This window comes from Bacillus sp. PK6-16 (assembly GCF_056530295.1).
Genome location: NZ_CP096511.1, coordinates 3,897,056 through 3,909,444 on the forward strand (window position 1 = coordinate 3,897,056; position 12,389 = coordinate 3,909,444).

17 protein-coding genes are annotated in these 12,389 nt (G+C 34.4%); 10 read left to right on the forward strand and 7 right to left on the reverse strand.

Going from position 1 to position 12,389, the window contains the following annotated elements:
- Positions 1–7: 7 nt before the first annotated feature.
- Complete coding sequence (locus M1D66_RS19910; protein ID WP_086385521.1) at positions 8–247, forward strand: DUF3911 family protein; 240 nt, start codon at positions 8–10, stop codon at positions 245–247.
- An 87-nt stretch (positions 248–334) separates the two neighbouring features.
- Positions 335–574, forward strand: a complete 240-nt coding sequence (locus M1D66_RS19915) for a YkuS family protein (RefSeq protein WP_000101022.1) — start codon at positions 335–337, stop codon at positions 572–574.
- Positions 575–926: 352 nt separating this feature from the next.
- Here the strand turns inward: M1D66_RS19915 and M1D66_RS19920 are convergent, their stop codons facing one another.
- Both M1D66_RS19920 and ytfJ read right to left on the reverse strand, forming a co-directional pair.
- Entirely contained in the window at positions 927–1,016 is a 90-nt protein-coding gene (locus M1D66_RS19920) for a hypothetical protein (RefSeq protein WP_000608227.1), read from the reverse strand.
- A gap of 108 nt (positions 1,017–1,124) precedes the next feature.
- Positions 1,125–1,592: a GerW family sporulation protein gene (gene ytfJ, locus M1D66_RS19925; RefSeq protein WP_000204234.1), complete on the reverse strand. Its 468-nt coding sequence runs from the start codon at positions 1,590–1,592 to the stop codon at positions 1,125–1,127.
- A 187-nt stretch (positions 1,593–1,779) separates the two neighbouring features.
- Between ytfJ and M1D66_RS19930 the strand changes: the two genes are divergently transcribed.
- Complete coding sequence (locus tag M1D66_RS19930; protein ID WP_000136546.1) at positions 1,780–2,154, forward strand: hypothetical protein; 375 nt, start codon at positions 1,780–1,782, stop codon at positions 2,152–2,154.
- Between the two features lie 35 nt (positions 2,155–2,189).
- Here M1D66_RS19930 and M1D66_RS19935 read toward each other — a convergent pair whose 3' ends face one another.
- A complete protein-coding gene (locus M1D66_RS19935) occupies positions 2,190–3,533 on the reverse strand; it encodes a TrkH family potassium uptake protein (RefSeq protein ID WP_000383526.1) in 1,344 nt (447 codons plus the stop codon).
- A gap of 1,278 nt (positions 3,534–4,811) precedes the next feature.
- Between M1D66_RS19935 and M1D66_RS19940 the strand changes: the two genes are divergently transcribed.
- The gene (locus tag M1D66_RS19940; RefSeq protein WP_000814812.1) at positions 4,812–6,047 is read left to right on the forward strand and encodes a dicarboxylate/amino acid:cation symporter; all 1,236 of its coding nucleotides are present in this window, start codon (positions 4,812–4,814) and stop codon (positions 6,045–6,047) included.
- A 22-nt stretch (positions 6,048–6,069) separates the two neighbouring features.
- On the opposite strand, the gene M1D66_RS19945 is transcribed toward M1D66_RS19940, so the two are convergent.
- Both M1D66_RS19945 and M1D66_RS19950 read right to left on the reverse strand, forming a co-directional pair.
- On the reverse strand, positions 6,070–6,225 hold the full coding sequence (locus M1D66_RS19945; RefSeq protein ID WP_000184928.1) for a hypothetical protein: 156 nt from the start codon (positions 6,223–6,225) through the stop codon (positions 6,070–6,072).
- A gap of 154 nt (positions 6,226–6,379) precedes the next feature.
- A complete protein-coding gene (locus M1D66_RS19950; protein ID WP_000081432.1) occupies positions 6,380–6,799 on the reverse strand; it encodes a MarR family winged helix-turn-helix transcriptional regulator in 420 nt (139 codons plus the stop codon).
- 160 nt (positions 6,800–6,959) lie between these two features.
- On the opposite strand from M1D66_RS19950, the gene M1D66_RS19955 reads away from it, so the two are divergent.
- Positions 6,960–7,391 carry a regulatory YrvL family protein gene (locus M1D66_RS19955; RefSeq protein ID WP_000544068.1) on the forward strand — a complete coding sequence of 144 codons (432 nt, stop codon included), beginning with the start codon at positions 6,960–6,962 and terminating at the stop codon, positions 7,389–7,391.
- A 33-nt stretch (positions 7,392–7,424) separates the two neighbouring features.
- Positions 7,425–8,012, forward strand: coding sequence for a thioredoxin family protein (locus tag M1D66_RS19960; protein WP_002023667.1), 588 nt, complete (start codon positions 7,425–7,427; stop codon positions 8,010–8,012).
- Positions 8,013–8,041: 29 nt separating this feature from the next.
- Here M1D66_RS19960 and uppP read toward each other — a convergent pair whose 3' ends face one another.
- A complete protein-coding gene (gene uppP / locus M1D66_RS19965; RefSeq protein ID WP_000796256.1) occupies positions 8,042–8,833 on the reverse strand; it encodes a bacitracin resistance undecaprenyl-diphosphatase in 792 nt (263 codons plus the stop codon).
- A gap of 186 nt (positions 8,834–9,019) precedes the next feature.
- Between uppP and M1D66_RS19970 the strand changes: the two genes are divergently transcribed.
- The 3 genes from M1D66_RS19970 to M1D66_RS19980 all read left to right on the forward strand — a co-directional run bounded on the left by M1D66_RS19970 (position 9,020) and on the right by M1D66_RS19980 (position 10,796).
- Positions 9,020–10,378, forward strand: a complete 1,359-nt coding sequence (locus M1D66_RS19970) for an MATE family efflux transporter (protein WP_000665544.1) — start codon at positions 9,020–9,022, stop codon at positions 10,376–10,378.
- Positions 10,379–10,454: 76 nt separating this feature from the next.
- Positions 10,455–10,628, forward strand: a complete 174-nt coding sequence (locus M1D66_RS19975; protein ID WP_000341062.1) for a hypothetical protein — start codon at positions 10,455–10,457, stop codon at positions 10,626–10,628.
- 18 nt (positions 10,629–10,646) lie between these two features.
- Positions 10,647–10,796 (forward strand): hypothetical protein, encoded by a 150-nt coding sequence (locus M1D66_RS19980; RefSeq protein WP_000743742.1) that lies wholly within the window; start codon positions 10,647–10,649, stop codon positions 10,794–10,796.
- Between the two features lie 81 nt (positions 10,797–10,877).
- Here the strand turns inward: M1D66_RS19980 and M1D66_RS19985 are convergent, their stop codons facing one another.
- Complete coding sequence (locus M1D66_RS19985; RefSeq protein ID WP_242554715.1) at positions 10,878–11,402, reverse strand: biotin transporter BioY; 525 nt, start codon at positions 11,400–11,402, stop codon at positions 10,878–10,880.
- Positions 11,403–11,485: 83 nt separating this feature from the next.
- Between M1D66_RS19985 and M1D66_RS19990 the strand changes: the two genes are divergently transcribed.
- Positions 11,486–12,388 (forward strand): aminoglycoside phosphotransferase family protein, encoded by a 903-nt coding sequence (locus M1D66_RS19990; protein WP_113303946.1) that lies wholly within the window; start codon positions 11,486–11,488, stop codon positions 12,386–12,388.
- The last annotated feature ends 1 nt before the right edge of the window (position 12,389 follow it).

A 12,389-nucleotide genomic window follows, 5' to 3' on the forward strand; every position in this document is an offset into this window, starting at 1 on the left:
AATAAATATGGCGTGTGTACAAATTAAAGGAACGAGACAAGAGGTAGTAGAAATGCTGCAATTATTTGATCTAATGGATACGAAAGGTTTTTGTAAATTCGATAATTACGTAGAGGTAGAACCAAATATGAAAGAACATAATCATTTTATTGCTTCAATCGACATCCATTCAAATACTTCTTCAACACAAGATACATTAAACGATCAATTCGTTAGTCAAATGCTTACTGGCGTATATAACGACTAAACAAAGATTTACTTCCTACCGTCTTTTCATAAATATATGCAGTGAACTTGAGCATACTAGCAATTAGATGGTAGGGAGGTGAGAATTATGGCTAGAATTGGCGTTGAAAACTCATTAACAGACGTTCAACAAGCTCTTCAGCAACAAGGTCATGAAGTTGTTACACTTAACTCAGAACAGGATGCACAAGGGTGTGATTGTTGCGTTGTAACTGGGCAAGATTCTAATGTGATGGGCATTGCAGATACATCAATTAAAGGATCAGTCATTACAGCTCACGGTTTAACAACGGATGAAATTTGTCAACAAGTTGAAAGTCGCACTTAAAAAATGAAAGAGGACTCCTTTTAAAAGGAGTCCTCTTTTTTATATTCACCTAACGGGAAAGTAACATATACTGGATGAAAGCCCTACCTCTCTCTCATCATTACGGTTCCACTGACCGCTCCTTGATTCACTAGTATACATATATAGCTTACAAATACAATTTATAGGGTTTGTTCACAAAAGTTGTTGATAAAATTACCCGATCTTTCGCAAACTTTTCGTATTGCATTCATAAGAGATATTTACTTTACACTAGCTGTAACCGAGACACGAATTAAAATTCTAACACCAATACAATAACTTGTCAACTTTTTTCCGCAAATTAAAAACAGACATTAACGGTTTGTCTGTTTTAGAATGGAGCTTTTTCTTTTATTACATATACAACAAAGCCGCTTACTAACATAAATAAGCCAACTACTAAGTTTTTGATATTAATCATAAATTCCTCTCCCTTATTCCACACATCATATATATTTACATTTCAATTATTCCGATCATCCTAAAGCGCACTTTTTCTAATATATCATAATTCCTAAAAAATGCAAGTTCACTTTTGACGACCATTCACAAATTTATCTACAGTGCTTGGTACAGTATTTAAAGCCTTTTCAATTAAATGTGTACTGCTGTTGAGATGTAATACTTGCACCCCATTAGAACCAACTACTAAAAAAGCTACTGGACTAATGGAAACCCCAGCCCCGCTTCCTCCTCCAAATGGATGCCCTTGTTTGTTCTCTTTATGCTGATTTTGCCCACCGTTATGTTTTTCAGTAATGAAATCCCCTTTAAAATCACTTCCACCAGCTCCAAAACCAAAAGCCACTTGAGATACTGTTAATACTACATTTCCGTCAGCTGTTGAAACCGGGCTCCCAACAATTGTATTTACATCTACCATCTCTTTTAAATTTGTCATTGCCGTTTTCATTAAATTTTCAATTGGATGTTCCATTATGTATTGCACCCTTTCCTCATTATTCCTTTTTATATTTTCCAAAATAGAGGAAGTCATACTAACTTTTCCTATTTCAAGAAAACATTTTCCTCCTTTTAAAAGATACTACTCCCTGTAATGCTCCGGTATAGTGAAACTTTAATCAGTGGGATGTGCACGTTTCTCGACTCCCACAAATAGCGGGATAAAAAAGAAAAAGAGATACATACTACTATTGAACCTTGTTATGAAAGGAGTCATGACTTTGACTGAGAAATTTGATGATTATAAAAGAAGAGATAGAATAGATAGTGATTATAGTGACTATAAAGAAGAGTACGCCGCTGAGGTTGCACCACAACGCATTGATTATGATTACGATGATAAAGACGATAAAGATGTTGTAAAATCGTCCGCTGCTGGATCAACTGCTGGTTTTATCGCTCTTGCGCTATCTATCTTATCGCTATTTACATTTCCAACACTATTTGGTCTTGTTTCTGTTTTACTCGGTATTTACGCTTATAATCGCGGAGCTACTGTAACTGGCGGTATCGCTGCAGTTGTCGGTGGAATTGCTGCACTTATCGCAATTTTATTCCGAGTAGCACTTATTGGTCTATTGTTCTCCCTGTTCTAAAAAAGAAAAAGGTATCTCGCTTAACGCGGGATACCTTATCCTGTAAACACATCTTCCGATGGATATTTTATTTTTTGTTTTGCTGGTCGCGCTAAAGAGAACACAAGTGTTAATGGTCCAATTAATCCGCAGAACATAACAAACATAATAATACATTTTCCGAATGCCGATAGCTTTGCAGTAATTCCCATCGTTAATCCGACTGTGCCAAACGCTGATATTGTCTCAAATAATAATTGAATAAAGCTGAAGTTTTCTGTAAGCATTAATATGAATACCGCTGCTAAAATAAGTATTTGACTGGCAACAGCAATCGCTAAGGCCCTCGTTACTGTCGACATTTTAATTGTACGCTGAAATAAAACAATTTCCTCCTTTTTTCTAAAGAAAGAAAGGACAGATGTAATTAAGATAACAAACGTCGTTAATTTAATTCCTCCACCTGTCGATACACTTCCTGCACCAATAAACATTAAAATCATCGTAAATAATATAGATGATTCTTCCATACCTCCATAGTCAACCGTATTAAATCCAGCTGTCCGCGGAGTAATACCTTGAAAGAAGGAAGCCCATAGTTTTTCATTTAAAGATAAATTCCCTAACGTCTTCACATTATTATATTCCAATACAAAAATTACAATCATTGCTATAACATTTAGCACTACTGTTCCAATAATCATTATTTTTGAGTGAAGTGATAATTTTCGAAAACTGCGGCTATACCATATATCAATTAATACGGTAAAACCGAGTCCCCCAATTACAATTAAAGAGCAAATCCCAATATTAATAATGGGATCCCCTACATATCTTGTTAAATTATCTGGCCATAAAGCAAATCCTGCATTATTATAAGATGCAATTACATGAAAAATACTATAATATAAACCTTTTCCAAAACCAAACTCTGGAATAAAGCGAAACGATAAAAAGATGACCCCAATAAGTTCAATACAAATCGAAAATATAAAGACACGCTTTACTAATTTTACAAGACCACCTATATTTGTTTGATTAAATGCTTCTCCAATTAATAAACGATGGCGTAATCCGATTTTTTTACCTAGTACCCAAACAATTAAAATGGCAATTGTCATAAGGCCTAGACCACCTGTTTGAATTAAAAACATAATAACAATTTCGCCAAACATCGTAAATGTACTTGCTGTATCCACTACTCCCAAACCAGTTACGGTCGCTGCTGACGTTGCTGTAAAGAAAGCATCTACCCAACTAATATGTACTTTCGTTGCGAATGGTAATTTTAATAACAAACCGCCAACCACAATTAAGCAGAAAAAGCCTAATGCTAATATTTGTGGTGGGTTTAATCGTATAAGACGATTATACAGCCCTTGTTTTTTTGTTACGTCCATATCACTAACTCCCTTATTAAAGTGAAGCTTTCCCCTCATACAATAAAAAGCTTTTTAAAAGCCCTTAAATAATTGGGACAAACCTTATATTCTCATAATATAGTTGAGCATAATCCTTTTTTTCATAGATTACAACTTTTATTTATATTCAGATTCCTTTTCGTTTTATGCTGGAAAACTCTATATCCTAACTCAATATTGCTAGCAATAACAATTTCATATGTACTATTTTTCAAATCCCCATATCTTTCACTCTATGTTCACATAGAGGTCACATCCACCTTTTATAGTATGTGTATCGAAGCTGTTCCTCCCTAATTTATAAGACATTCCCCAGTGTCTTTGAATAGCTTCCATCCCTAATTAAATTGACATAAATTGTCCCCTTCCTTGACCATCTTATATATGATGGTCTTATTTTTTTGTTTTCTCTATCTTTTATTCCGCTATTTGTGGGCAATAAACGCCCGATTGGTTAAGGCTAATAATCAACAGGGGATGAACAAAAAACACTCATTAAATTTTCATTTTATTTAAAACTCCCTCTCTCTTTCACTCTATATTCACACAGAGGTCACATCCACCTTTTATAGTATATGTATCGAAGTTGTTCCTCCCTAATTTATAAGACATTCCCCAGTGTCTTTGAACAGCTTCCATCCCTAATTAAATTGACATAAATTGTCCCCTTCCTTGACCATCTTATATATGATGGTCTTATTTTTTTGTCTTTCTATCTTTTATTTAAAACTCCCTCTCTCTTTCACTCTATGTTCACACAGAGGTCACATCTACCTTTTATAGTATATGTATCGAAGTTGTTCCTCCCTAATTTATAAGGCATTCCCCAGTGTCTTTGAACAGCTTCCATCCCTAATTAAATTGACATAAATTGTCCCCTTCCTTGACCATCTTATATATGATGGTCTTATTTTTTTGTCTTTCTATCTTTTATTTAAAACTCCCCCTCTCTTTCACCCTATGTTCACATGAGAGTCACACCTATCTTTTATAGTATATGTATCGAAGTTGTTCCTCCCTAATTTATAAGACATTCCCCAGTGTCTTAAAGCAACTTCCATCCCTAATTAAATTGACATAAATTGTCCCCTTCCCTTGACCATCCTATGTGATGGTCTATTTTATTTTCCAAACACAAAATCGGTCTATCTACACTTAAACAAAAATGAAAAATTCAGAAAATATTGTCAAATTAGGTATTTTTTCGGTATAATTACTTTAGAAAGAAATTTCGCAAAAACAAAAGGGGGGATTTTATTGAAACAAACAAAAGCAATCTTAATCGCATTATTTCTAGGTCTAGTTGTTGGACTCACTCTAAATTTAGCTGCTCCATCTATCTTTGAGCCACTAAATCAATATGTGTTCAACCCAATTGGTCAATTGTTTATTCGACTTATTAAAATGCTAGTTGTTCCTGTTGTGTTCATTTCTATCGTACTTGGTGCTGCCGGCCTTGGAGATCCGAAACAACTTGGAAGAATCGGTTTAAAATCAATTTCATTCTTTCTCGTAACAACTGCGGTTGCCATCTCTATAGCGGTTACATTTGCACTTATTATAAAACCAGGAGCTGGCGGTAGTTTTAAAACAGAAGGTCTTAAGTATGAAGGTGCAAAAACTGAAACATCTTTCGTCGACACATTGCTAAATATCGTACCAGATAACCCAGCAAAAGCGATGGCTGACGGAAACATGTTACAAATCATTGCCTTTGCCGTATTGATTGGACTCGGTATAGCTATTTTAGGAAAACGAGTTCAAGGTATCCATTCATTACTTGAACAGGGCAACGAATTAATGATGTATCTTGTTAATCTCGTTATGAAATTAGCCCCAATTGGAACATTCGGTTTGCTCGCTTCATCCGTTGGTAAAATGGGGCTTGCAGGCGTCGCTGCGATGTTCAAGTATATGATTGTCGTTATGTTAGTACTCATTATTCACGGGGTCTTTGTATATGGCGGCTTATTAAAGGTATTAGCAAAAGAAAGTATTGTTCGTTTCTTTAAACATTTCGGACCAGTAATGGCAATTGGATTTAGTACATCTAGCTCTAATGCATCGCTTCCATTTGCAATGAAAACAGCACAAGATAAGCTTGGCGTTCCAAAAGCGATAAGCTCATTTGTACAACCACTAGGGGCAACTATTAATATGGATGGTACTGCCATTATGCAAGGGGTAGCAACTGTATTTATCGCTCAAGTATACGGAGTTGAACTTACATTACCGCAATTAGCTATGGTCGTATTAACCGCTGTACTAGCTAGTATCGGTACTGCTGGTGTACCTGGTGTTGGACTTGTAATGCTTACAATGGTTTTAAATCAAGTAAATCTACCAGTAGAAGGTATCGCTTTAATTATCGGTATTGACCGTATTTTAGATATGTCTAGAACAGCTGTAAACATTTCTGGTGATGCAATTTGCGCAATGATTGTCGCAAAATCAGAAGAAAAATATAATACGGATCAATCGGCAGCATCGTAAATCAAAAAAGGAGTGAATTATTTCACTCCTTTTTTGATTTACTCCCTTTTTTAGAACGATATTCTTTCCCTTTATTATCATTACCAGTTTCAAATTCAGTGCTAAATTCCTGATTAAACTGGCCGGACTTTGGTGATCCTTGATTACCGCTCCCTTTACTACCGTTACGATTCGTCATATTTCTCCCTCCTTCCTTGTATTAGTAGTATGGCGCTCTATCTTTTTTCATACACATTTTATTTATTAACATCTATTACACACGAAAGAAGATCTCCCATCTATAAGGAAGACCTTCTATTTTATCACGTAAGCGTTTTCTTGTTTATAATCACTTAAATAAGTTTTTTGGAAATTGAAATCATTACATTCATTTCATCTTCTGAAAGTGCAGAGAATCTTTCTTGTAAATATTGTTTTTTCGCATCTTCCATTTTCGCAACTAAATCTTTCCCTTGTTCTGTAATCTCTAAATACACAACTCGGCGATCTGATGTAGAACGTGAACGAGTTACAAAACCCTTATTAATTAATTTTTCTGTAACAGCTGTAATATGACTATTCGACACATTTAATTCATTTGCTACACGCGATACCATTTCTTTATTCGTACGATTTAATATTCTTAGGACGATGAATTCATTCCACGGTATGTAACCACCAAATATTTTTCCGATATCATTACGCAACGTGCGAAACATAGCAAACACATTTGTCGATAGTTCTTCCATTAATTGCTCTCGATTTTGAGACAACATTGACAGCTCCTTTTATTTCATTTAGTTAAATAAAAACCTTATTAATAATTTTACATGAAATCTTACTTTTTGTCACCTTATTTTCCCATAATTCGTAGTTTTTTAATATGTATTTCATGATAAAATGAAGTCAACTTCCAGAAAAAGGGGTATTTTAATGCATGAGGAGGATAGGTTCTCAAATCTCAGCCTAAAAGATAAAACAATTATCATTAGTATTATTGCTCTTTTTCTCATTATAGTTTTTACATTTATATTTTTTGTATATGTAGGAATCTTTCAAATTACAGGTATAGCGTATAGTTCACGTACTGCTTTACTTCTCTTTTTTTTATTAATCACTTTCTTAGATGGTATTACATTATTTATTTTCAGTTTCTTCAAAGCGCTGCTATATCCATTGACTCAAAACATGCCAAATTGGATTTCTCTCACTCTTTTCTCATTCATTGAAATTACACTAGATTGGTTCGTCATTCATACTGCTGATGATTGGATAGAAAGCGTACAAATGTCCAACTTAACTGAATTATGTGTCGTACTATTCTTTTTTCTATTAAATAAATTATTAAGTGACAAGAAAGAGTAAGAATACAAGCTTTTCTATATAAAAATTGGTACAATGAAAGCAAATCTTACTAAAGAGGTGTTAATTATGAACTTACAACAATGGGCTGATAAAGGTATGTCCTTTGATACATATGTGAATGAAATGCAAGTAAACCAATACGAGCTACTACACATTTACAATAATTTTTTAATTCCAAATGAATTACTTCCTGTATTAGAAGAACGTCAAAATGATGGCTGGCGTGTTATCGTATTAACTGCTGATTGGTGTGGCGATGCTCTTTTATGCGTACCTGTTATGAAACGAATTTCTGAAGTTGCAAATATTGATATGAGTTTATTAATTCGCGATGAAAACTTAGAATTAATGGATCAATATTTAACAAATGGAACAGCACGTGCGATTCCAATCTTTATTTTCATTGATAAAGATGGAAATGAACAAGCTGTTTGGGGACCACGCGCTCCAAAAGTACAAGAATTAGTAACTTCAATGCGCGCTACATTACCTGAAAAAGAAGATCCAACTTTCGAAGAAAAACAAAAAGAAATGTATGCTAATTTCCGTGCTACATTAGCTGATGATACTTCTCTTTGGGAACATGTAATGGAAAACATGATGGAAAAAGTAGTAAAATAAAAACCTGCCGAACTCGGCAGGTTTTTATTTTACATAATGAAGAAATAGAATACCGCAGCTAAAATGAAACGATAATAAGCGAACGGTGTTAGTTTTACACGAGATAATAATTTCAAGAATGAAACAATTGCAAGCATCGCAACAACGAATGCAGTTACAAATCCTGTTACAAATAGCGTTATATCTGCTGAGCTTAATACATCCCAGCTTTTAATTAAATCTAAGCCACTTGCAGCTACCATCATCGGTACCGCTAAAATGAACGTATATTCAGCTGCCGCTGTATGCGACACGCGAGCTAATAAACCACCACTGATTGTAGAACCAGAACGAGAAAATCCTGGCCAAAGAGCTAAACATTGGAACATTCCAATTGTAAATGCCTGTTTATATGTGATTTCATCTAACGTTCTTGCTGTACTTGGTTTCGAAAACTTCTCAGCAACAATCATTAAAATACCACCGGCTACTAAGCTAATAACAACTGGTCCTGGACCAAATAAAACCTCTTTAATAGTGCTATGGAATAATACGCCAAGTACCCCGGCAGGAATCATCCCGATAATAATATGTAATAAATTTAACGATGGTCCGTCTGTTACTTTACCTATTCCAACTAACGACCATAGACGCTTCCAAAATATAACAACAACTGCTAAAATCGATCCCAATTGGATAACAACTTCAAAAACTTTCGCTCTCTCATCGTCAAATCCAATTAAATGTCCTGTTAAAATCATATGTCCTGTTGATGATACTGGTAGAAACTCTGTTAACCCTTCAACAGCACCCATGATTAAACCAATTAACCAATCAGCCACAAGTAGTGCCTCCTTAATAACAAATAATATGTAATTTTTTCACACCTTATCATAATACCTTATCCCTTTTCAAAGTGCATCCTTTTTTTATTGGCTTCATATGTTATAGGCGCGTATTTCTTTTCTAATCTTTGATTAAATTGTATGATAGTAAGAGTTTGTTTTTTTATACGGAAAGGGGATTTTATGAAAGAAACTACTTCATTCTCACAAAAGTTAAAGCAATTTGTATTACTATTTTTTCCGATTTTCGTAACGCAAATGTCATTATTTGCGATGAGTTTTTTTGATACAACGATGTCAGGACATGCAAGTCCAACTGATTTAGCAGGTGTTGCAATTGGAACAAGTATATGGATTCCAGTTAGTACGGGGTTAACAGGAATTTTAATGGCTACTACTCCCATTGTTGCACAGCTCGTTGGATCCAAGAAAAAAGAGGACGTTCCCCACGTTGTCATACAAGCAGTTTATTTAGCAATTTGTGCTAGCTTCGTTGTTATCCTCATCGGTTTTTTCGTCGTTTCACCTATTTTAAATGGCATGCGCTTAGAAGAACCTGTGGAACGTATTGCAGCGCAATTTTTAAGTATTATTGCAATAGGAATTATACCTTTATTCACTTACACTGTTTTACGTGGATTTATTGATGCATTAGGAAAAACTCGAACAACGATGATTATTACATTATTATCATTACCAATTAACGTAATATTAAATTACCTATTAATTTTTGGTAACTTCGGTTTCCCAAAGCTTGGTGGTGTCGGAGCAGCAATTGCTTCCACTGCAACATATTGGTGCATTTTAATTATTACAGTCATTATTATTCAGACGAAAGAGCCTTTTGCCTCTTTCAACATTTTCAAACAATTATACCGACCTTCTCTTTCGAGTTGGATAGCATTCTTAAAACTTGGCGTTCCTATCGGATTTGCTATCTTTTTTGAAACGAGTATTTTCGCTGCGGTAACGCTCATGATGAGTAATTTTAGTACGACAACTATTGCAGCTCACCAAGCAGCTATGAACTTTGCTTCCTTGTTATATATGACTCCGCTAAGTTTAGCAATGGCAATGACTATTGCGGTTGGATTCGAAGTTGGAGCAAAACGTTACGATAATGCAAAACAATACGGACTGATTGGAATTGGATTAGCCCTTGCCTTTGCTTTATTATATTCGATTCTTCTCTACTTCTTTGATGATCAAATTGCTTCTATTTATACGATAGATGCAAAAGTTCATCATTTAGCAAAAGAATTTCTTATCTTTGCAATTTTATTTCAAATTTCAGATGCAATTGCAACCCCTGTACAAGGAGCTTTGCGTGGTTATAAAGATGTAAATGTTGCTCTAATTATGACTTTAATTGCTTATTGGATAATAGGTCTACCACTAGGTTACATATTAGCGACGTATACAGAATGGGCCGCGAAAGGCTATTGGATCGGTCTTATTATCGGTCTAGCATTTGGCGCTGCCTTCCTACTTATCCGTCTCTTTCAAGTACAACGAAAATATACAACACAAAACAGCCGCTAATAATAAAGCGGCTGTTTTCTTTATGCATATTTTTTCTTGTAACGTATAATATAATGAAAAAGAAAGGTGGGTACATATGGACGACAAAGAAAAAAAGCAATCATTCGATGAAGAATTTGCTCCTGAAATTTCACCTGGATATCGGCAAGATGTACATAAGCCACCTAAATATAAAAACACTTCGTTTTTAATGGGCATTACCATTTTCGCTGCTGTATTACTCATACTTATCATTTTCGTTTATTTTTGATGAAAGGTGGCCTATTATATGAAGAAACAAGATTCCAATCGTTCAAAAAGAACTGTTAAAACACAAAAAGGATATGCAGGAGATTCTGTTCATACTCTTAAACAAGTCGAGCAAGGGAATTTATATATTGCTCAAAAAGAACTTGGTCAACAAAATGAAAATCTTTAAAGGCCCTTTATTCCTTGAGGGCCTTTTTATTCCGCATTAAGTAATACACCCTCAAATGTTCTATTGAGCAATGAATTTCCTTTATTGTACACGCTGCTTTTGTTCTAGCACCATAAATATATTATTAACCTTTACAATTTTCACTTCATAATTCAATTTCATTTCGCTTCTCTTACTCTTACCATTTTCAATACCCGCAACGTACGCTACAGCTTGATAAAGAAAACTCTCATTGGTCTCTTCATGTATCTCCTCGTTTGTAAATTTATACTCTAAATCTTGAAAACGATTTGGATAATAATTTCCCATTAATTGTTCATACCCTCTATTTAAAAATAGTTCTTCACCTTTTCGTTTCACATCTTCTTTATTAGTAGACCCAAACACTGATAGTTGCTCGGTCACAAAATGCTCTCCTACCTTTTTCATTTCATTATGAGTTAAGTTTTCTATACTTTTGTTCTTTAACTCCTTATTTAATTCGTACTGATCAATCGGTTTAAAGGTAGCAAAAACCTCCTCTTTATATGACCAAAACAATACAAAAGCGATACATAGAGAAATGATTAACAGTCTTTTTTTCGTAATACTCCCGCCCTTCTTCATAATAATAGATATATTTTAACATATAGAAAGAAAATTCTGATATCATAAAATAGAATAACTTAACTCAGAAACGAGGAACAATTATGGACTCTTACAAACATTATATAAAAGAAGCTTTGCCTAATCTTTCTATACATTCATATAAACAAAATGAAGAAGGATGGGATAATGTAGCAGTTATAGTAAATGATGAGCTACTGTTTCGTTTCCCGCGAAAACAGGAATATGCGATGCGAATTCCGTTAGAAAAAGAACTATGCGCAATTCTCACTCAATCACTACAAGAAATCGAAGTTCCACAATATCACCTAATTTATAAAAATGAATCTGATGAGGTTCCTCTTTGTAGTTACTATACTCTCATTCATGGTGAACCATTAAAAACAGAAACAGTTGCCACGCTGGAGGATCCAGAGCTGAAAGCAATTATTACACAATTAGCTACTTTCCTTGCGGTACTACACAGTATTCCTTTACACCAAGTTACAACGCTATGTTTCCCTATTGAAAAAACATGTACCTACTGGAAAGAGCTACAAACAAAATTAAACCAATATCTCACTACTAGCCTTACTTCATTACAGAAACTAGCCTTAAATCGCTTATTTGAAAATTTCTTTGCATGTTTAGCTACATCCACTTTTCAAAACACAATCATTCACGCTGATTTTACTCATCATCACATTTTATTTAACAAGCATAACAAAAGCATTTCAGGTGTTATCGATTTTGGTGATGCGCAAATTGGCGATCCTGCTTTTGATTTTGCAGGACTATATTATGATTTCGGAGATGAGTTTACTACATCTGTATATGAACAGTACAGTACACTTATTTCTCATCATGATCCATTACTCATTCATCGTATTACTACCTTTTATCAATACAGTCCTTTACTACATAATATTATTTATAATTTTGAGTCAGAGAATGAACTCGAATTCATTACAGGCACAGAACAGCTAAAAACGATATTACAGGGATGAG